The organism is Embleya sp. NPDC059213, assembly GCF_042754445.1.
Taxonomy (GTDB): Bacteria; Actinomycetota; Actinomycetes; order Streptomycetales; family Streptomycetaceae; genus Embleya.
In genome coordinates, this window is sequence record NZ_JBHZAV010000163.1 from 1 (window position 1) to 20,650 (window position 20,650).

General features: G+C 71.4%; 13 protein-coding genes. 2 read left to right on the forward strand and 11 right to left on the reverse strand.

Annotation, left to right across the window (positions count from 1 at the left end):
- The 11 genes from ACFXMF_RS37370 to ACFXMF_RS37420 all read right to left on the reverse strand — a co-directional run.
- Positions 1-1,666: type I polyketide synthase (locus ACFXMF_RS37370; RefSeq protein ID WP_380021006.1), on the reverse strand; the 1,666-nt coding region annotated here is incomplete at its 3' end.
- A 34-nt stretch (positions 1,667-1,700) separates the two neighbouring features.
- The gene (locus tag ACFXMF_RS37375) at positions 1,701-7,982 is read right to left on the reverse strand and encodes a type I polyketide synthase (RefSeq protein ID WP_379990467.1); all 6,282 of its coding nucleotides are present in this window, start codon (positions 7,980-7,982) and stop codon (positions 1,701-1,703) included.
- Between the two features lie 149 nt (positions 7,983-8,131).
- Positions 8,132-10,000, reverse strand: a complete 1,869-nt coding sequence (locus ACFXMF_RS37380) for a BTAD domain-containing putative transcriptional regulator (RefSeq protein WP_379990465.1) — start codon at positions 9,998-10,000, stop codon at positions 8,132-8,134.
- A gap of 87 nt (positions 10,001-10,087) precedes the next feature.
- Positions 10,088-11,179 (reverse strand): HAD-IIIC family phosphatase, encoded by a 1,092-nt coding sequence (locus ACFXMF_RS37385; protein WP_360322517.1) that lies wholly within the window; start codon positions 11,177-11,179, stop codon positions 10,088-10,090.
- A gap of 24 nt (positions 11,180-11,203) precedes the next feature.
- Complete coding sequence (locus ACFXMF_RS37390) at positions 11,204-12,313, reverse strand: acyl-CoA dehydrogenase family protein (RefSeq protein ID WP_379990464.1); 1,110 nt, start codon at positions 12,311-12,313, stop codon at positions 11,204-11,206.
- Positions 12,297-12,572, reverse strand: coding sequence for an acyl carrier protein (locus ACFXMF_RS37395; RefSeq protein ID WP_360322523.1), 276 nt, complete (start codon positions 12,570-12,572; stop codon positions 12,297-12,299). Before ACFXMF_RS37395 ends, ACFXMF_RS37390 begins: the two co-directional genes overlap by 17 nt.
- Positions 12,573-12,587: 15 nt before the next feature.
- A complete protein-coding gene (locus tag ACFXMF_RS37400) occupies positions 12,588-13,259 on the reverse strand; it encodes a class I SAM-dependent methyltransferase (RefSeq protein ID WP_360322526.1) in 672 nt (223 codons plus the stop codon).
- Positions 13,259-14,119 carry a 3-hydroxyacyl-CoA dehydrogenase family protein gene (locus ACFXMF_RS37405; RefSeq protein WP_360322529.1) on the reverse strand — a complete coding sequence of 287 codons (861 nt, stop codon included), beginning with the start codon at positions 14,117-14,119 and terminating at the stop codon, positions 13,259-13,261. Before ACFXMF_RS37405 ends, ACFXMF_RS37400 begins: the two co-directional genes overlap by 1 nt.
- A gap of 702 nt (positions 14,120-14,821) precedes the next feature.
- Positions 14,822-15,682 (reverse strand): helix-turn-helix transcriptional regulator, encoded by an 861-nt coding sequence (locus ACFXMF_RS37410; RefSeq protein ID WP_360322532.1) that lies wholly within the window; start codon positions 15,680-15,682, stop codon positions 14,822-14,824.
- A gap of 662 nt (positions 15,683-16,344) precedes the next feature.
- Positions 16,345-16,920 (reverse strand): flavin reductase family protein, encoded by a 576-nt coding sequence (locus ACFXMF_RS37415; RefSeq protein WP_379990462.1) that lies wholly within the window; start codon positions 16,918-16,920, stop codon positions 16,345-16,347.
- A gap of 287 nt (positions 16,921-17,207) precedes the next feature.
- Complete coding sequence (locus ACFXMF_RS37420; protein WP_379990461.1) at positions 17,208-18,125, reverse strand: hypothetical protein; 918 nt, start codon at positions 18,123-18,125, stop codon at positions 17,208-17,210.
- Between the two features lie 404 nt (positions 18,126-18,529).
- Between ACFXMF_RS37420 and ACFXMF_RS37425 the strand changes: the two genes are divergently transcribed.
- Both ACFXMF_RS37425 and ACFXMF_RS37430 read left to right on the forward strand, forming a co-directional pair.
- Entirely contained in the window at positions 18,530-18,721 is a 192-nt protein-coding gene (locus ACFXMF_RS37425) for a hypothetical protein (RefSeq protein ID WP_379990460.1), read from the forward strand.
- Positions 18,718-20,574 (forward strand): PQQ-binding-like beta-propeller repeat protein, encoded by a 1,857-nt coding sequence (locus ACFXMF_RS37430; protein ID WP_379990459.1) that lies wholly within the window; start codon positions 18,718-18,720, stop codon positions 20,572-20,574. The genes ACFXMF_RS37425 and ACFXMF_RS37430 overlap by 4 nt, the downstream gene beginning before the upstream one ends.
- Positions 20,575-20,650 lie beyond the last annotated feature (76 nt).

Consider the following 20,650-nt stretch of genomic DNA (forward strand, 5'->3'; position numbering starts at 1 on the left):
GATCCGCGGGCACCACCACACCACGATGCTCGAACGTCGACCGCGACACCGCCGCCGACAACCCGATATCCGACAACGACACCTCGTCGCCGGCCACCGAGGCCGCCGAGGACTCGGAGGCCGCCAAGGACGCCAACCGTTCCGCTTGAGCCCGCAACGCCTCCGCCGACCGCGCCGACACCACCACCGGCACCACCGAGGACTCGACCGGCTCCCCCGACACCGGCTCGTCCCCCGCGGAGACCGATTCCGCCGCCGGCTCCGGGACGATCTCGGGCGCCTGTTCGAGAATGACGTGCGCGTTGGTGCCACTGATCCCGAACGACGACACGGCCGCGCGCCGGGGCCGCCCGGTCGCCGGCCACGGCCGCGTCTCGGTCACCAGCTCGACCGACCCGGCCGACCAGTCCACCGCCGGTGTCGGCGCGTCCACGTGCAACGTCTTCGGCACCACTCCGTGCCGCATCGCCATGACCAGCTTGATCACCCCGGCCACCCCGGCCGCGGCCTGGGTATGCCCGATGTTCGACTTCAACGAGCCCAACAACAAAGGCTGATCGTCCGAATCGGCCGACCGCGCCTGCCCGTACGTGGCCAACAGCGCCTGCGCCTCGATCGGGTCACCCAACCGGGTGCCCGTGCCGTGTGCCTCCACCACGTCCACCTCGGCGGGCGAGAGGCCGGCATTGCTCAGCGCCTGCCGGATCACCCGCTGCTGGGACGGACCGTTCGGCGCGGTCAGGCCGTTGGAGGCGCCGTCGGAGTTCACCGCGCTGCCCCGGATCACCGCGAGCACCGGCAGCCCGCGCTGTCGGGCCACCGACAACCGCGCCAGTACCAGCACCCCCACGCCCTCGGAGAAGCCGGTGCCGTCCGCCGCCGCCGCGAACGCCTTGCAGTATCCGTCCGGCGCGAGCCCACGCTGCCGGGAGAACTCCACGAACACGCTGGGGCCGGCCATCACGGTGGCGCCGCCCGCGAGCGCGATGTCGCATTCCCCGCTGCGCAGCGACTGCTCCGCCAGGTGTATCGACACCAACGACGAGGAGCACGCCGTATCCAGCGTCACCGCCGGCCCCAGGAGGCCCAGCACGTAGGAGATCCGCCCCGAGGCGACGCTCGTGGTGCCGCCGGTGAGGACGAAGCCCTCCAACTCCGCCGGCGTCTCCCCCGCGCGGGGCATGTACTCCTGCGGGATCACCCCGACGAACACGCCACCCGAACTGCCCCGGAGCGACGTCGGATCGATCCGGGCGTTCTCCAGGGCCTCCCACGAGGTCTCCAGCAGCACCCGCTGTTGCGGATCCATCGCCAACGCCTCACGCGGCGAGATGCCGAAGAACTCGGCGTCGAACCGGCCGGCGTCGGGCAGGAATCCGCCCCGGGTGAGGTAGGTGGTGCCCGACGTCTCGGGATCCGGGTCGGACAACCGGTCGATGTCCCAGCCGCGGTCGGTCGGGAATTCGCTGAGGGCGTCCTTGCCGTCGCGGAGCAGTTCCCACAGGTCCTCGGGGGTGCGCGCGGCACCCGGGAAGCGGCTCGCCATGCCGACGATCGCGATCGGCTCGCGCGCGGCGGCCTCGACATCGCGCAGTTCCCGCTGTGCTCGCTGCAGGTCCGTGGTGACCCGCCGCAGATACTCTCGAAGCTTCTGCTCGTTGGACATCCCGGGCAGCCCCCTTCCGTTCGGACGTGCAAGATCACGCGATGTCGAGTTCGCCGTCGATGAAGTCGAATAGTTCGTCGTCGGAGGCCGCGGTGAAGTCGCGCTCCTCACCACCCGCGTCCTCGGGTGCCGCGAGTCGGCGCAGCACCTCCTGCAACTGCTTGGCCAGCACCGCTCGTTCGTTCTCGTCGAGGTCGGTCACGGCGAGCCGGTCGAGTTCCGTCACGATCGAGCGCACCGTCGTTTCCTCGGTGGGCACGAGCAGTTCGTTCAGGAAGCCGGCGAGTTCGGCCGGTGTCGGGTGGTCGAACACGACCGTCGGGGGCAGCCGCAGTCCGGTGCCGTTGCCGAGTCGGTTGCGCAGTTCCACCGCGGTCAGCGAGTCGAACCCGAGTTCCTTGAACGCGCTGTCCGCGTCGACCGCCGCAGCCGTACTGTGCCCGAGCACGACGGCCGCGGACTCCCGTACCAGTTCCAGTAGTTCCCTGCGCCGTTGGCGTTCGGGCAACTCGACGAGCCGGTCCGCGTGGCTCGCCGCGGCAACCGCCGCCACGACCCTGCGGCGGGTCGGTCCGGCGGAGTCCAGCGCGAGCAGCAGGTCCGGCACCGCACGGCCGCTCTCGCGCAGCCGGGCCACGTCGACGGGCGCCGCCAGCACCACCGGACGGTGCAGGTCCAGTGCGGCGTCGAACAGGGCCGGGCCCTGCTCGTCGGAGATCGCCCCCAGGCCCATCCGGGTCAGCCGTTCCCGGTCGAGTTCGCTCATGTGGCCGGTCATCGCGCTCTCCCGGGCCCACAGACCCCACGCGATCGAGGTGCCCGGCAGGCCCAGCCCGCGCCGATGTTCGGCGAGACCGTCGAGGTAGGCGTTCGCCGCGGCGTACCCGCCCTGTCCCGCGTTGCCCAGCACCCCGGCGGCCGAGGAGAACAACACGAACAGGGCCAGGTCGTGGTCGCGGGTCAGCTCGTGCAGATGCCACGCGGACTGTGCCTTCGCCCGCAGCACGGTGTCCAGATCCGCTCGGGTCAGCGCCTCCAGCACGCCGTCCGACATCACCCCGGCCGCGTGGATCACCCCGGTCAGCCGGTGTGCCGAACCGACCAGCTCCGCCAGCGAGTCCCGGTCGGAGACATCACACGCCGGCACGGCCACCTCGGCGCCGGCCGCGCGCAGGTCCGCGACCAGTTCGGCCGCGCCCTCCGCCGCCGGGCCGCGTCTGCTCGTCAACAACAGCCGGCGCACGCCGTGTTCGGCGACCAGGTGCCGGGCGATGAGGCCGCCGAGCACTCCGGTCCCGCCGGTGATCAGCACGGTGCCGTCGGGGTCGAGCGGCGCGGGCACGGTCAGCACGATCTTGCCGATGTGCCGCGCCTGGCTCAGGTGGCGGAACGCCTCCGGCGCGCGGTGGACGGGGAACGTGGTGAGCGGCATCGGCCGCAGCGCACCCTCGTCGAACAGGACCCGGATCTCCTCCAGCATCTCGCCGATGCGCTCGAAGCCGGCCTCCATCACGTCGAACGCCCGGTACCGCACCCCGGGATACGTCTGCGCGATCTCCTGCGCGTCGCGGATGTCGGTCTTGCCCATCTCCACGAACCGCCCACCACGCGGCAGCAGCGCCAGCGACTCCTCGACGTGCTCGTGGGCCAGGGCGTTGAGCACCACGTCCACCCCGCGCCCGCCGGTGCTCTCGGTGAACCGCGCGGCGTAGCCCAGGCTGCGGGAGTCGGCGAGGTGGTCGTCGTCGAATCCCCACGCCCGCAGCACGTCCCGTTTGCCGGCACTCGCGGTACCGAACACCTCGACGCCCCAGTGCCTGGCCAGTTGCAGGGCCGCGAAGCCCACCCCGCCGGTCGCGGCGTGCAGCAGCAGGGATTCGCCCGCCCGCAACTCGGCCAGGTCCGCGAGACCGTAGTAGGCCGTCAGGTGCACCACCGGCACTCCGGCGGCCTGCGCGAACGACAGGCGTTTCGGCATCGCCACGACGAGTCGGCGATCGGAGATGGTGACCGAGCCCAGTCCGCCGGTGAACAAGCCCATCACCCGGTCGCCGGGGGCCAATCCGGTGACCTCCGCGCCGACCTCCAGCACGATCCCGGCGCCCTCGCCCAGCGACGACCAGCCGTCCTGCGCCACCATGCCCAGTTCCAGCAGCACGGCCTTGAAGTTCAACCCGCCCGCGCGCACCGCGATCCGCACCTCACCCGCGTCGAGCGGGCGCAGCACCTCGGGGCACGCGGTGAGCGACAGGCCGTCCAACTCGCCGCGATAGGTCAGAGCCAGGCGCCACGGCTGATCCTTGGGCTCCGGCAGCGCCGGCGAGGCGGACGCCCGGACCAGCCCGGGCACCGCGCCGACGCCGGCGCGGAGCACCAGCTCCGGATGTTCGGCGACCATCGCGGCCGGCAACGCCTGCTGCGTATACGGGTGTCGGTCGACGTCGAGGTGCCGCAGCCGACCCGGGTGCTCGGTGCGCGCGGTGCGCAACAGTCCGGTCACCGCGCGATGTGCCGGCTCGTCCGCCAGGGTGAGCACGACGAGCGGGACGTCCGCGAGCCGCGGCTCGGCAAGCCACTCACGGACGAAGTCCAGCGTGCGGCCGACGACCTCCTCCGGTTCGCCGGTGGGGCACGTCCACAACCCGGCGGTCGCCGCCGCCGCCGACTCCGGACGGTCGTCGCCCGAGAGCGCGACCCAGCCCTGCTCCGCGGCCGGCTCCGGCAGTTCGACCGGCACCAGGTCCAGGCCGAACAGCGCCGAGTCGTCCACCCGGGTCCGTCCGAACGCGCCCGCGTCCACCGGCCGCAACGCCAACTCGCCCACCGAGGCCACCACTTGGCCGGCCTCGTCGGTGACGAGCACGGCCATCGAACTCGGCCCCACCGGAGTCAGCCGCACTCGGACCGTCCGGGCGCCGGTGGCGTGCAGGTGCACGTCGGTCCAGCCGAACGGCATCCGCAGCTCCTGCGCGCCGCTCAGGCCCGCCGCGTGCAGCGACGCGTCCAACAGGGCCGGGTGCAGCCCGAAGCCGGCGATGTCCTGCTCCTCGGGCAGCGCGACCGTCGCGTAGCTCACGTCGCCGTCCTGCCACGCGGCGCGCACGCCGCGAAATACCGGGCCGTAGCGGTAGCCGCGGTCGGCCAGGGACTCGTAGAACCCGTCCAACGGCACCGCGACCGCGCCCGGCGGCGGCCAGGCGGTCAGGTCACCGGGCGCGGCGGGGCTCTCGGCGGTCAATACGCCGCTCGCGTGCCGGGTCCAGTCGTTGCCTCCGCTCGGGCCGGTGTACATGCTCACCGGCCGGCGGCCGTCGGTCTCGGCGCCGATCAGCACCTGGAGGTCCAGGTCGGTGTCGAGGACCACCGGTGTCTGGATGGTGAGTTCGGCCAGGTGCCCGCAGCCGACGCGGTCGCCGGCGTGCAGGGCGAGTTCGACCATCGCGGTGCCGGGCAGCAGCACCGATTCGCCGACCCCGTGTGCGGCCAGCCAGGGCTGGGCGGTTCGGGACAACCGGCCGGTGAGTACCGTCGTGTCCGCGTCCGCCGAGCGCAACACCGCGCCGAGCAGCGGGTGGTCGGCGCGTTGCAGGCCCAGCGCCGAGGTGTCGCCGACGGCCGCGAGCTCCTTGAGCCAGTAGCTCCGGCGTTGGAACGGGTACGTCGGCAACTCCGCCGAGACGGGAGGTATTCGCCAGTCGACGTCGACGCCGTGCACGTACGCCCTGGCCAGTCCGGCGCGGAAGCGGGCCGGCCCGTCCTCGTCGCGGCGCAGCGACTCCAGCACGAGCGCGTCGGACGCCTGCGCCTCCTCGGCCGTCTCGCCGATCGCGGTGGTGAGCACGGGGTGGGCGCTGACCTCGACGAACGTTCGGTGGCCCGAGTCGAGCAACGAGCGGGTGCCGGCGGCGAAGCCGACGGTGCGGCGCAGGTTGCGGAACCAGTACTCGGCATTCAACTCCGGTCCGCCCAGCACCTCGTCGGTGACGGTGGAGTGGAACGGGACCCGGGCGGGTCGCGGTTCGATGCCGGAGAGCGCCGTGACGATCTCGTCCCGCAGGGCCTCGACGTGCGCCGAGTGCGAGGCGTAGTCCACCGGGATGATCCGCGCGCGGATCTCCTCGGCCGCGCAGGACGCGACGAGGTCGGCCAGGTCGGTGGGGGTGCCCGAGACGACCGTGCTGCCGGGCCCGTTGATCGCGGCGATCTCCACCGCGCCCGCGTACCGCTCGATCCGGTGGGCGACGTCCGCGGCCGGGAGTTGTACCGAGGCCATGCCGCCGGTGCCGGCCAGTCGCGTGATGGCCTTGCTGCGCAGGGCGACGACGGCCGCGGAGTCCGCGAGGGAGAGCGCGCCGGCCACGTGGGCGGCGGCGATCTCGCCCTGGGAGTGGCCCAGTACCGCGTCGGGCACGATGCCGTGGTGTTCCCACAGGGCGGCGACCGAGATCATCACCGCCCACAGGGCCGGTTGTACGACGTCGACCCGGTCCAGGGGTCCGGCCAGCGCGTCGCGCAGGTCCCAGTCGACGTGCGGCGCCAACGCCTGGGCGCAGTCGTCCAGTCGGGCCCGGAAGACGTCCGACTCGCGGTAGAGGTCCAGGGCCATCCCGGACCACTGCGAACCCTGACCGGGGAAGACGAACACCGTCTTGCCGCGTGCCCGGGCGGCGCCGAGCAGCACGTCCGGGGACGGCCGCCCGTCGGCGAGTGCGAGCAGTCCCGCCGAGGGGTCGGCGGCGGTCACGGCCGCGCGGTGCACCAGTCGGGGTGCCCGGGTGGCCAGCGCGCCGGCCACGGGCGCGTCCGGGTGCGCCGCGAGGTGCTCGTGCACCTGGCGTGCCCTGGCCGCGAGCGCGGTTGGCGAGGAGGCGGACAACAACAGCGGCACCGTCGCGGGCGCGGGCCCCGAATCCGACTCGGCCGGGTCGGATACCGGCTCCGCGGGGGCTTGTTCGATGATCAGGTGGGCGTTGGTACCGCTGATCCCGAAGGCCGAGACCGCGGCTCGGCGCGGTCGGCCGGTCTCCGGCCAGGCACGCGCCTGGGTCAGCAGTTCCACCGCGCCCGACGTCCAGTCCACCGCGGGTGTCGGCTCGTCGACGTGCAGCGTCCGGGGCAGCACGCCGTGTCGGAGCGCCGACACCATCTTGATCACGCCGCCGACTCCGGCGGCGGCCTGGGTGTGTCCGATGTTGGACTTGAGCGAGCCCAGCCACAGCGGTTGCTCCCGCGGCCGGTCCAGGCCGTAGGTGGCCAGCAGCGCCTGCGCCTCGATCGGGTCGCCGAGCCGCGTGCCGGTGCCGTGCGCGTCCACGACGTCCACATCGGCGGGGGTGAGGTTCGCGTCGGCCAGCGCCTGGCGGATGACCCGCTGTTGGGACGGCCCGTTCGGCGCGGTCAACCCGTTGGAGGCGCCGTCGGAGTTGACCGCGCTGCCGCGGATCACCGCGAGCACCGGATGCCCCAGCCGCCGGGCGTCGGAGAGCCGCTCCAGCACCACCATCCCGACGCCCTCGGACCAGCCGGTGCCGTCCGCCGAGGCCGAGAACGCCTTGCACCGGCCGTCCTCGGCCAGCCCGCGTTGCCGCGAGAAGTCCACGAACGTGTCCAGCGACGCCATCACCGACGCCCCGCCGGCCAGCGCCAGCGAGCACTCCCCGATCCGCAGGGCCCGGCTCGCCAGGTGCATGGTGGCCAGCGACGACGAGCACGCCGTGTCGACCGTCAACGCCGGCCCCTCCAGGCCGAGCAGGTAGGCGATCCGGCCGGACGCGACGCTGGCCGCGCTCCCGGTGCCGCCGAAGCCGTCACCGCCCTGCCCGGATTCCTCCGCGCCGAGTCCGTAGCGCTGGCCGCCGTGGCCCATCAGTCCGACGAACACCCCGGTCTCGCTGCCCCGCAACGACTGCGGGTCCATCCCGGTCCGCTCCAGCGCCTCCCAGGACGTCTCCAGGAGCAGTCGCTGCTGCGGATCCATCGCCAACGCCTCGCGGGGCGAGATCCCGAAGAACTCGGCGTCGAACTCGGCGGCTTCGTACAGGAATCCGCCGCCGCGCGCGTAGAAGCTGCCCGGCACACCGGGATTGGGGTCGTACCGGCCGTCGATGTCCCAGCCGCGGTCGGTGGGGAAGTCGCCGACCGCGTCCCGGCCTTCGAGCACCAACTCCCACAGCCCGTCGGGCGAGACGACACCTCCCGGGAAGCGGCAGGCCATGCCGACGATCGCGATCGGCTCGCCGGCCGCCCGCTCCAGTTCCTGCAGACGCTCGCGTGTGTCCTGCAGTTCCCCAACCGCCTGCTTGAGGTAATTCCGCAGCCTGCCCTCGTTCTCCATCGTGTCGTCACTCCTCCGGCCGAGTACTCAACTGGGCCAGTCAACCCTGCGGGGGCGGTGGGCAGCCGGGTTCAGGAAACCCATACCGGGCCGCGAATCTGGCTCCCCGAACCAAGGAATCGGGTCCGTGCTCAGCCGGCGGCGTGGCAGAGCGTCGGCATGGTGTGCTCGTACGGTGCTTCGACGGGTGGGTCGAGCGTCACCGGTTCGAGCGTCATCCAGCTCGCCTGTCGTTGACCGTCGCCCCATCCGGGGCGGCGGCGGAACAACTCCGGCCGGGCCGCGGCGACCACCAGCAGCGGCATCGGCTCGGGCAGCCGAAGCAGGTCCTCGATGGTCTCCAGGGTCGCGCTGTCGGCCAGGTGCAGGTCGTCGGCGAAGACCACGAGCGGGCGGTGTTCGGCGAGCTTGGCCACGTTCGGGGTGGCCACCGGCCCGCCGGGTTCCAGCCGCACGGTCGCCGCGTCCTGGACGCGACGTTCGAACGCCGTGAGCAACCGCGACTTGCCGATCCCCGGGGCACCCAACACCAGCACCAGGTGCGGCCGGGCACGACGGCGCACGCGCTCCAACAAGCTGCTCAGCACGTCGAGTTCGGGCTCGCGGTCGAAGACCTCCGGCTGGGCGAAGGGCTCGCGGCAGCGGCCCTTGACGGTCCAGCGCGGACGCAGGCCGCCCTCGCGGCCGTACCGGATCGCCGCCCCGGTCAGCCTTCTGGTCCGACCGCAGACCACGATCTCGGCGTCCTCGCCGAACTGGAGCAGCGACTCGCAGTCGGCGAGCAGCGCGCCGTTGACCGGCAGTGGCTCCAGCAACGTCTGGCCGGGACGGACCGGAACCTCGCCCGTGGACACCGCCACCCGCAGCGCGGGCCGCTCGCCGTCCGGTACGTCGAGGCAGATCCGCTGTCGCAACGACATCGCGGCGTGCACCGCGCGTTCGGCGACCTGCTCGGCGCCGTCCTCGTGCGGCGAGGTGGGCCGGAACACGGCCAGCGTCACCGAGCCGGTCGATCCGGCGACCACGCCGCCGACCCGCTCCACCTCCTCGTGCACGGTCGTCGCGGTGCGCTCCAGCGCCTCGCCGATGTCGGTGACCCGACGGCCGGCCCCGAAGTCGGCGCGGATCAGCACGGCGCTGACCGTGCTGCGCACGCCGGGGGTCGGCGGAGCGACGAGCTGGACCGCCCTGCGCACCGGTGGCTCGGGCCGCTCCGCCGGCTGCCCGAGCCCGGAGATCACCACCGGTGGCGGCGGCCCCGCAGGCGCCGCGATGGCCGGGTCGTGCACCAGGATCGAGTGTTGCAACAGCCTTAGTTCGCGGCCGGGTTCCAGCCCGAATTCCTCGGCCAGCCGCAGCCGCACCAGCCGGTAGACCGCGAGCGAGTCGGCCTGACGACCACTGCGGTACAGCGCGAGCATCAGTTGGTGGCAGGCCCGTTCGCGCAGCGGCTCGGCCTCGACCATCGCCTCCAGCTCGCCCAGGACGGCCTGGTGGCGCCCGTTGGCCAGCTCGGCCTCGTAGTAGTCCTCCATCACGTCCAGGCGGGCGTTCTGCAACGCCGTCAGCTCCGCCCAGGAGTGCCCGCTCTCCACCAGGTCGGCCAGCGCCTCGCCGCGCCACAGGGCGAGCACCTCCCCCAAGGTGACCGCCGCGGCGGCGGGGCGGCCGGCCGCGAGTTGCGCCCGGCCGGCCTGCGCCAGGCGGTGGAACCGGAACATGTCGACCTGTTCCGGGTCCACCTGCAACTGGTAGCCGTGCGAACAGGTCAGCAGCGCCGGCGGACGCGCGTCGTCACGCGCGTGCTCGGCGAACATCACCCGCAGGCCGCGAACCGCGTTCTGCAGGATCTTGCGCGCCGTCGCCGGTGTCTCCTCCGTGCCCCACAGACCTTCGAGGAGCTTGCTGGTCGCCACTTCGCGATTGGCGTTGAGCAGCAACAGGCCGAGTGTGGCTCGGCGTCGGTCGCCACCGATCGCGATCGGTTTCTCGTCGTCCATCAGTTTTAACGGGCCGAGCACCAAGAACTGCAAGAGATCCCCCGTAGATCGTTCCTGTTCAGCGGTCGACCGAGCGATGAGCCCCGGTTACAGCCATTCCGCTTCACGGCCGTCGACGTTCGGTTCCGGCGTAAGGACGCGCATGGTGGTGGGCGCGTCCTGCCGGACCGGCTCCAGATGCAGGCACTCGGTTCCCTCGGGCGGCGAGAACGAGTCCAGGCAGGCACAGGTCGCGGTGGTGAACCCCGCGAACCGGTAAGCCACTTCCATCATTCGGTTGCGTTCGGTGCGCCGGAAGTCGGCGACCAGGTGCACCTCGGCCCGGGCGGCGGCGTCGGTGAGCCAGCGCAGCAGTACCGCGCCCGCGCCGAACGAGACGACCCGACACGAGGTCGCCAACAGTTTGATGTGCCAGGCACTCGGGGTCTTCTCGATCAACATCACCCCGACCGCGCCGTGCGGTCCGAAGCGGTCGCTCATCGAGACCACCAGCACGTCGTGGCTCTCGTCGGACAGGAACGAACGCAGCGCGGCATCCGAGTAGTGCACGCCGGTCGCGTTCATCTGGCTGGTCCGCAGGGTCAGTTCCTCGACCCGGGTGATCTCCTCGTCCCTGGCCTTGCCGATCCGCATCACCAGGTCGAGCGAGCGCAGGAACTCCTCGTCGGCGCCGTGGTATTGCTCCCGCTCCCGGTCCCGCTCGAACCCGGCCTGGTACATCTGCCGGCGCCGGCGCGCATCGACGGTGACCACCGCCGGGCTGAACTCGGGCAGGCCGAGCAACACGCCGACCTGTTCGGCCGGGTAGCAGCGCACTTCCGGCAGGTGGTACTCGACCTCGGCGCGCTCGGTCGGCAGGTCGTCGATGAACGCGATCGTCTTGAGCGAGAAGTTCAACTGCTCGGCGATCCGGCGCACCGACTCCGACTTCGGGCCCCAGCCGATGTGCGGCAGGACGAAGTACTCGGCGAGGCCGAGCTCCTCCAGCCGCGCCCACGCCTCGTCGTGGTCGTTGCGGCTGGACACCGCCTGTAACACGCCCCGCGCGTCGAGTTCGACGATCACCTTGCGCACGACGTCGTCGACCTCGACATGGCCGTCCTCGACCAACGTGCCGTTCCACAGTGTGTTGTCGAGATCCCACACCAGGCACTTCACGACCGGTTGTGTTTCGGACATCTTCGCCCCCGTTTCTGCGACCGCTCAGCCCGCCGCCGAGGCGGCGTGCTCAGCGAGGATCAACTGGCAGATCTCGTTGCTGCCTTCGATGATTTCCATCAACTTCGCGTCCCGGTACGCCCGCTCCACCACGTGCCCGCCCGCCGCCCCCGCGGAGGCGAGCACCTGCATCGCCGAGGCCGCGCCGCGCGCGGCGTTCCCGGCCGCGACGTGCTTGGCCAGGACCGACGCCGGTACCTGCTCCGGCGAACCCGCGTCCCAACTGCGGCTCGCCTGCTCGCAGGCGAACGTCGCCGTTCGTTCCGCGGCATAGAGCTCGGCCAGGTGCCGGGCGACGAGCTGGTGTTGCAGCAGCGGCTTGCCGAACTGCTCCCGGGTCGCCGCGTGTCGAGCGACGGCCGCCAGGCACGCGCGCAGGATTCCCACGCAGCCCCAGGCCACCGACAGCCGGCCGTAGGTCAGCGCGATGGTGGTCAGCATGAGCGCCGGTTGGCCGGCCACCGCGAGCAGGTTCGTCGCGGGCAACCGCACCTCGTCCAGCTCCACGGTGGCGTGCCCGCCGGCTCGGCAGCCGAGCGGTTCGGCCACCCGGGTCACCCGGACACCGGGCGCCGACGTCGGCACCACGGCGACCGCGGCGCCGCGCTCGTGGCGACCGAACACCAGGATCCAGTCGGCGTACGCGGCGACCGTGATCCACGTCTTGGTGCCGTCCACGACGATCTCGTCGCCGTCGCGCCGAATCTCGGTGGCCATCGCGGCGAGATCGCTGCCCGCGCCCGGCTCGCTGAACGCCACCGCGGCCAGTTCGCCGCCGGTGAGCCGGCCGATGTACTCGGTGCGCTGTGCCTTGTCACCGAACCGTTGGATCGTCCACGCGGCCATCCCCTGGGAGGTCATCACGCTGCGCAGCGAGCTGCACAACGCGCCCGTGTGCGCCGCGAGTTCGCCGTTGGCCGCGCCGGACAGGCCCAGCCCGCCGAAGGTCGGGTTCGCCTCGGCGCACAGCACGCCCTTGGCGCCGAGTCCGCGCAGGACGTCGATCGGAATCTCGCCCGCCACGTCCCACTCGCCCGCGGCGTCGGCGACCGTCTCGGTCACCAGGGCGGTCAGGGCGTCAAGCACCGTCACCACCGGTGCGCAGCCGGGTCACCAGCGAACTCATCGAGCGCACGGTGCGGAACTTGTCCATGGCGAGGTCGGCACCCTCCACCGCGACGCCGAACGTGCTCTCCACGAACACCACCAGCTCCATCGCGAACAGCGAGGAGACCGCGCCCGAGGCGAACAGGTCCACCTCCGGCTCCCAGGTCAGCCTGGTCTTCGCCTGGAGAAACTCGCCGATCCGCTGCTCGATGTCGGCGACCGTCAGATCCGTTGTCTGGTCCGTCATGGGAAAAGTCCCTTCCTATTGCACCTTGTTCTTGCGTGCCAACGTGATGCCGTCCGCCATGACGAGCATGGACAGTTCGACCCTGCTGTCGACCAGGAGCGCGGCGTTGAGCGCGCGGATGGCCTCGGTGTCGGCGTCGTCCGCCTCCGGGTCCGCGACCCGCCCGAAGTAGAGGGTGTTGTCCAGCACGATCAGGCCGCCGGGCCGCAGGTGGGTCAGCGCCTCTTCGTAGTAACGCGCGTAGCCGGTCTTGTCGGCGTCGACGAAGACCAGGTCGAAGGTCTCCGGCCCGTGCTCGGCGAGCAGGTCCACCATGGTCTGCGCGCCGTCCCCCAGCCGCAGTTCGATCCGGTCGCAGACCCCGGCCCGTTCCCAGTACCGCCGGGCGATCCTGGTCCAGCGCTCGCTGATGTCGCAGGTGACGATCCGCCCGCCGGGCGGCAGCGCCCGGGCCATGCACAGCGTGCTGTAGCCGGTGAAGGTGCCGATCTCCAGCACTCGGCCGGCGCCGGTCAACCCGACCAGCATGGCCAGCAGTTGCCCCTCTTCGGGCATCGTCACCATGGCGCTGAGCGCGGGCATGAAGGCGGTCTCGGCGACCAGGTCGCGCAGGATCTCGTCGTCGCGCAGGGACACCGACCGCACGTAGTCGAGCAGGCGCTCGTCCACTTCCACCTGGCCGGCCATCAGCGGACGCCGTACTCGTAGAAACCACGCCCGGTCTTACGGCCGTGGTTGCCCTCGGCGACCTTGCGCAGGAGCAACTCGCTGGGCCGGCAACCCTCGTCCCCGGTGCGCTCGTAGAGCACCACCAGGGAGTCGACCAGGTTGTCGATACCGATCAGGTCGGCGGTGCGCAGCGGGCCCGTCGGGTGTCCGAGACAGCCCTCCATCAGGGCGTCGACGTCCTCGACGCCGGCCCGCCCCTCCTCGACGATGTTCGCCGCGTCGTTGATCATCCGGTGCAGCAGGCGGCTGGTGACGAAGCCGGCCCCGTCCCCGACCACGATCCCCTTGCGATCCAACGTGGCCAGCAGGTCTCGCACGGCCGTCATCGCCGCCTCGCCGGTCCGCGGCCCCCGGATCACCTCGAGCGTCCCGATCAGGTAGGGCGGATTCATGAAGTGCACGCCCAGCAGGGAGTCGGGGTTGGGTACCTCCCCCGCCAGTTCGTCGACCGGAATGGACGAGGTATTGGTGATCCGCAGCGTGCCCGGCGCGACCACGGAGGCGATCTCCCGGTGCACCTTGGCCTTCAGCTCGGCCACTTCGGTGATCGCCTCGATCACCCAGGTCGCATCCGCCGCCGCCACCGCGGAGTCGGCGAGTTCCAACTCGCCGATCGGCCCGCCGCGCGGGAGCGCGCCCATCATGTGGGCGAGCCGAAGCTCGTCCCGTACTCGCTCGCGGGCGTTGCCCAGCCGTGCCGGATCCACGTCGACCAGGACGACCGGCACCCCGCGCCCGACCGCGAGGGTCGTGATCCCGATTCCCATCACTCCCGCGCCGAACACCGCAAGCTGCGGCGCGCGCCCGTTTTCGGTCATCGGTCGACCACGCCCGCCCGTCCCGGAACGGCGAAGGGCTTTCTGAACCCCCGACCGATATCACGAACGACAGACCCGCTCATAACCACCCCCGGTTTGCGTGTGGAAAGTTTGCGTGCGGAAAGATCGCGTGCGGAAATACTTTCGGAAGGAATTGTGCACATCAAGAGAGTGTCCACTCGTCGAGACAAGCGAACACGAGAATAATGGATCGTCAGGTCGACCGAGTCGCATCTTTGCGACGCCGACTGCAAGGCCGCCCTGGGTACGAAATCCTATGCCACCCCGCACCCGGGGAAAATGACCAGTGAATGAATTCGAGCAGGATTCTCCATGCGCAACCTACCTCGCCGCCGTGCCCCCGAAACCCCGCTTGTAACGCTCGGGTGGACCGGTGACGCAAGGGATGAACGGATCGACGCGGCCCCCTTGGTGTTCGGCTGGTGTTCGGCGAACATCCCGCCGTTGTGCGGTTGCGACTCCCTACAGTGTGTGACAGAAGCGCTGCGGACTCCACCCCCCGACCCGCTCATCAAGCTGCACTTCCACTTGAGGAAACTCACGCACCCTGCACTTGACCAGCACACGGGTACCCGGTCATGCGCCGAACGGTCCCCACGGCGGGCGCGCGCCGACGGACGGGTCGAGGGGAGGGCGCGGCCGCGCCGCAGCCGGCCAAGGGGTGGACGGAACCGGCCACCGCTACACGTCCTCCGCCAGGTTCGCCTCCTTCACGAGGTAGCCGAACTGGAACCGGCTCGTCGCGCCGAACATCTGCATAACCTGGCCGATATGTTTACGGCAGGTGCGGACCGACACGCCCAGACGCCGGGCGATGGCTTCGTCCTTCGCGCCGGAGATCAGCATCTTGACGATCTCCTTCTTCATGTCGCTGCTGATGACTTCGGTTTCGGCCCGTCGACTGTCGAAATCCTTCGCGGTCGCCCAGACGTGCTCGAAACAGGAGTAGAGAAAGTCGATGAGCGAGCGCTCCTGCACGACCACGGCACCGCCCTCGTCGCCGCTCGCGAGGATGTACGCCGAAGAGCGGTCGAAGATGTATATCTCGCCGAACAGCGCTCCGGCCGTCCGCAACTCGGCACCGGCGTCGACCAACTTCCCCGCATACTCGCGGATCGGTATGTCGAACCGGGCCGCGTGCTGGTACAGGACACGCAGGCGCACATCCCGGCCGAGCAGTCGGAAATTCCGGGTCTGCGCCTCGATCGACTCGTCGATCGGCCGCCCGCCGCGGGGCTGCATACAGACGACCTCGTGCGAACTGTGCGCCGCCGCCTCGGAAAGCAGCAATTCGACCGTCTCGGGTTCCTTGACCACGTCGAATGAATTGACATTCCGATCGCCGAACCTGCTCGACCGAAACAGCAGCGAAAGTCGGGCCAGCTCGTTCCGGAGCTGGCCCGTCGCCATCTTCCAACCGAGCAACTCGCGCTCGCTGCGCGTCAGGAGCCGGGAGGAGGCCATACTCGGGTCCGCCGGGACGAACCAGGCGTCCTGGTGACGGGACGGTTGAATGAGCCGAAGTTCCAGGAGTTCGGCCACGATCTCCTCACCCCGGCCGGGACTCTCGAATCCGAACTCGTGCGTGACATCGTCGACCGCGAATCCGTCCTGGCCTAAACTCCATTCATAAACTTCGAATATTCCGGCACCCGGTTCGGGAAACAAAGGCACTCCCAGTGAACTAAGCATTCCTTCCATTTACCTCCCGGAAGGATACCCGAGCAGCGTTCAATGTCTCTACCATTTGGCCGGTATATAAAAATTAATCCCTAATGAGCCATTCTCCGCCATGGTGAGCGATATGCGAGAGGAAAGACCGTTCCCGCTGCCCCGTTTCCGCCATTTCCGCCGGCGGCACGACGACACGCGGCGCGGAAGGTGTGGGCAAGCATGGCGCGCACGACCTGCCGATACCAGTGCGAACGACGGTGGATCTGCCGCGGGTTCGGCCCGCGCGGCGCCGACGCCGACCCGCGTGGGGGTCGTGTGGCGGGCGATTCGGGCGGGACGAACGAGGCTGCCGGGCCGGTCCGCGCCGGTCGCGCGCCGGTGCGGGCGGGCGCCTGCGCCGCGGTACGGCGCTGCGGGGCCGCGCGTTCGGGGGCTCGGCTACGGCGGTGCGCTCGCGTGCCTTCGGGCAACGGCGAGGCGTGGTCGGCTCGCCGTGCGTCCGCGGCGCGAGATGCGGGCGGCGCGTACGCCTATCCGGCGGTACTCGGGGCGACCGACACCGTCCGGCCGCCGGCGCCGGCTCCCGCTCCGGGTGCGGCCCCGGCCGCGACCGGTTTCGCGCTCTCCCGAAAGGACCCGAACAGGCCGCGATGAAATACCAACGGCTCGGGCTCGTCCGGATTCACTCGCAGCCCGGTGACCTCGGCAATGATGATGACGTGGTCCCCGGCGACATGCTCGACGTCGATCGAACACGACATCCAGGCGAGCGCGTCACACAATTCCGGGCCGGCCGCCGACTCGCTCCACCGGACACCGGCGAATCGATCGATGTCCTTGACCGAGAACTGCCGACACAACTGCCCCTGGTCGCTGCCGAGGATGTTGACGCAGAATCCGCCGTTCTGTCGAAGATCCACCAGCGTCGCCGACGCCTCACCGACACACAACATGACCAGTGGGGGATTCAACGAAACCGACATGAACGAATTGCACGCCATACCGACGGGCCGGCCGAACGGGTCGGTGGTGGTGATTACCGTTACCCCGGTCGGCAGGTATCCGAGGGTACGCCGGAAATCCGTCGTGTCGAACGGGGCAACCATAACCGACTCCTCGCGTAGCCACTCCTCGAAGCATAATGAGCACTCCGAGTACCGCGTTGGGACGAGCCACCAAGAACTCCGCCCCGATTTGGCTCGCCGGCGCAGTCGGCGACCGGGCCGAAGGTGGACACCGGCCGACCCGCCCCGAATCCCGGTATCGCCGGAGCGGGCAGCGGGTCCCGGGAATGCGAACGGGCCGACTCGACGAATCGAGCCGGCCCGCCGCGTGCACCGAAATCACCGGTGGGTCGCTTCCCCACGTGGTGGGTCACGCTCCGGACGGCCGGTCACTTCTCCAGATCGGGACGCACCCGCAGGGTCAGTGCCGACGCGGCGTCCAACGACGTCTCGTTGATCGCGTAGACGACCCCCACCGTGTCCGCGTCCGCCCACACACACGTGGGCAGCGCCTTGCCCCCCGAGCGGATGCTGGTACAACGCACCACACCGCCGAGGGCGCCGGGAGTCATCTCGCGCACGTTGCCCATGTCCGCCGACTTCTCCTGCGCACCGTCCTGCATGCCCTCGATGATCTGATCCATCACCGTCGTCGGCGACAACAGCGGCGAGGGGTTGGCCATCACCATCACCAGCGCGGTCGGGGTGGTCGCCCCGGCCGGACCGTAGGCGGCGACCTTCGAACCGGCCACCGCCTGCCGCCGGATGCTGGTCTGGAGCGGATAGACGTCGTCGCCCATACGATCGAGGCCGCCCGCCCGCGCGGGGGTGTCCACCCGGCGCTTGGCCGTCGACGCCGTGCTCGTCGGCCGAGGCGGCGCCGGCGGCGCCGAAGTGGGCCGCGTGGTCGGCGTGGTCGGCCCACCGGTCACCGGCGCGGAAACCGACGACGCGGGCTCGGCCACCGAGTCCTTGTCATCGGAGGAGAACGCCCCGGTCGCCCCCAGCACGGCGACCGTACCGACCGCCAGCACACCGACCACGGCCGTCACGATCAGAGCGACCTTGGGGCCGCGGCGCTCCGGCGGCAGCGGAGGGCCGTATCCGGGCGGCGGCCCGTACATCGGCTGCCCGGGGGCCCCGTATCCGTAGGGGTGGGCGCCCGGCTGGTGGGCCCCGGGCGGCGGACCGTAGGGCCCACCGTACGACTGACCGGGGGGCGGCGGTGCCCCGTATCCCGGCGGCGGCCCATAGGGCCCACCACCGGGCGGCGGCTGCTCGCCCCCGGCCGGATGCTGAAACGACACGATCCACTTCCCCGCTACGACAACGACGTCGATCGACGCGTCGCCATCCTGCCCCACCTCGACAAACCGCCAACAAGGTGGTCCCGGCCGCCTCCCGCAGAGCGTCCGTCGAGCCCGCGCCCGGCGCGGGTTCCACGTCGGGCGGGGGGTGATTGTCGGCGGGAACCGGCCGGGGTCGGTACGGTGATCGACGCGGCGTTGCGTCGAGGGTGCCGGATCGCGGTCGCGGCACGGGGTGGATTCGGGACAGGAACACGGGGGGCGCGATCGTCATGACGCACTCATTGCCGGGGCAGGGTCGGGGCCGCGGGCCGACACCACGACCGGGACCGACACCACAATCGTGGGGCGGGGCGACGGAGCCGCCCGCGGCGAACCGGCCGGCCGCGCCGCGCAAGGTGCGGGTGATCGTGGTGTGTGTGCTGATCACCGCGGCATCGGCCGCCGTGATCGCGTTCCTGGTGTTGTGGTTGCACAACGTCGGCCAGTCGGTGGGCCCGCTGGACCGCGGCGACCTCAAGAAGGACCTGCCCGGTCCCCGCGACGTCGGCCTCGGCGCACCGGTGCTACCCGGTATCGCGGGAGGTGGCGCGTGAGCACCCCGCGGCACCCGCACGACCCGGACGGCGCGCCGAACCGGCAGGACTCGCAGGACCCGTGGGACGAGCAACGCCGGGCCCGGGCGGGGCAGTCCACGCCCCCGGGGTACGCCCCGCCGGCGTCGCCCGGGACACCTCCGCCGTTCGCCCCGCCGGCCCAGGCCCAGACGCCACCCGCGTTCGCCCCGCCGTCGGATCGGACCGCACCCCAGTCGCCGGGCCATCCTCACAGCCGGCCTGCCGCCCCCGACCCGGCCCAACCACAGCCCCGACCCGCGCCGTTCCCGAACGCCTCCGGCGGCGGCTTCGTCGCCAACCCCAACCTGCCGCTGCACGACCCGCATCCGCAGCCCACGCCCTACCCGCACGCGCACCCGCACCCGCACCCGCACGGAGCCGGGTATGTCGGCCCGGCCGGCCCCGGTTCGCCGCTCCCGCCGACGCCGGCCCCGATGCCGCTGCAACCCGCCGCCTCGGCGCACCACTTCGTGTTCGGACCGCCGCTCGCCCCGGACCGGGTCCGGCCCGCGCGCGATCGGCCGATCCTGCTCCGCGGCACGATCCTGGCCCTGGTGGTACTCGCGATCGCGGGTGTCGGCGCGGTCCGGCAGGCCGTCCGGCAGCCCCAGGGCTACGACAACGTCGGCGAACGCGTCACCGTCGCCTGGGCGTTGAAGGAGGGTCGGGACGGCCCCAAGCCCCCCGACAACGCGGTCGCCGACCCGCGCACGCTGGAGGGCACCTGGTTCCAGGGCGACACCGTGGTCCGCTCGGAACGTGCCCGGGTGGTGGCGTACCGCGTGGACAGCGGGGCCACCGTGTGGGAGAAGCCGCTCCCGAACGGTGCCGCGATGTGCGCGGCCGGCGCCGAGACCGACGGCCCGATCGCCGTCGTCGTCTACGGCGTCGGTACCGCGTGCGACCGGATCGCCGGCATCGACATCACCTCCGGCACCGAGGTGTGGAGCAAGCCGCGCCCCGCCAAGGACACCCCCGCCCGCGAACGCCTGGCCGTCTCGCGCGGTGTCGCGGTCAGCGGCGACACCGCGTTCCGGATCAAGGACGGCGCTCAACTGTGGGTCGCGGACCGCACCTTCGCGGCGGGCTGCCACGTCACCGGCTTCCGCGGCGGCCCCGCGCTCGTCGCCAACGGACTGTGCGGGACCACCGACGCCGTGTGGGCGGTCGACCCGCTCACCGGCAAGCCGGCCTGGGTGCACAAGCTGCCCCGGGACGGCACCGTCGCCAAGGGCGGATCGCCGGTGGTCGCCACCTCCCCCGTGATCGTCGACGAGCCGAACGCACCGGGCGGGCCGACGCGGCTGATCGTGTTGTCCGACCGGGGCGAGCCCGCCTACCCGATCGAGGCCGGCGGCCCGCTGATCGGCGACGCGCGCGGCACCGCGCCGCGCATCCTGGCCGACGACCGCACGATCTACGTTCCCGGCAACAACGGCCGGTCCGTGCACGCGTCCAGCACGCCCGGGGCCAACCAGATCATCGCGATCGACCGGGCGAGCGGCCGCGTGCGCTGGATCTCCGCGCTGCCCGCCGCCGTCAAGGTCGTGGGCGTGAGCGTGGACAGCAAGGCCGCGCCGATCGCGGTGGACCGGGACGGCGGCCTGCGGGTGTGGGTCAACGCCCGAGGCAGCAAGCCCCCGCGCCTGGTCCACTTCGACCCGGAAACCGGGCACATCCGCGTACTCGACGAGTATCCGCTGCGCCTGGGCGTCTCCGTCGCCGAGACGATGCCCAAGCCCTTCGAACACGACGGCCGACTGTTCCTGGTCGAGGAGAGCACCGCCGGCCTCGGCTACCGCGTGATCACCAGCGCGCGAAGCAAGGACTAGCCGCGGCGTGTGCTCGATGGCCCCGCCGGCGGCACCTACCCCCCGGGGGGGGAAGGTGAACGCCCCCCGCCGGACC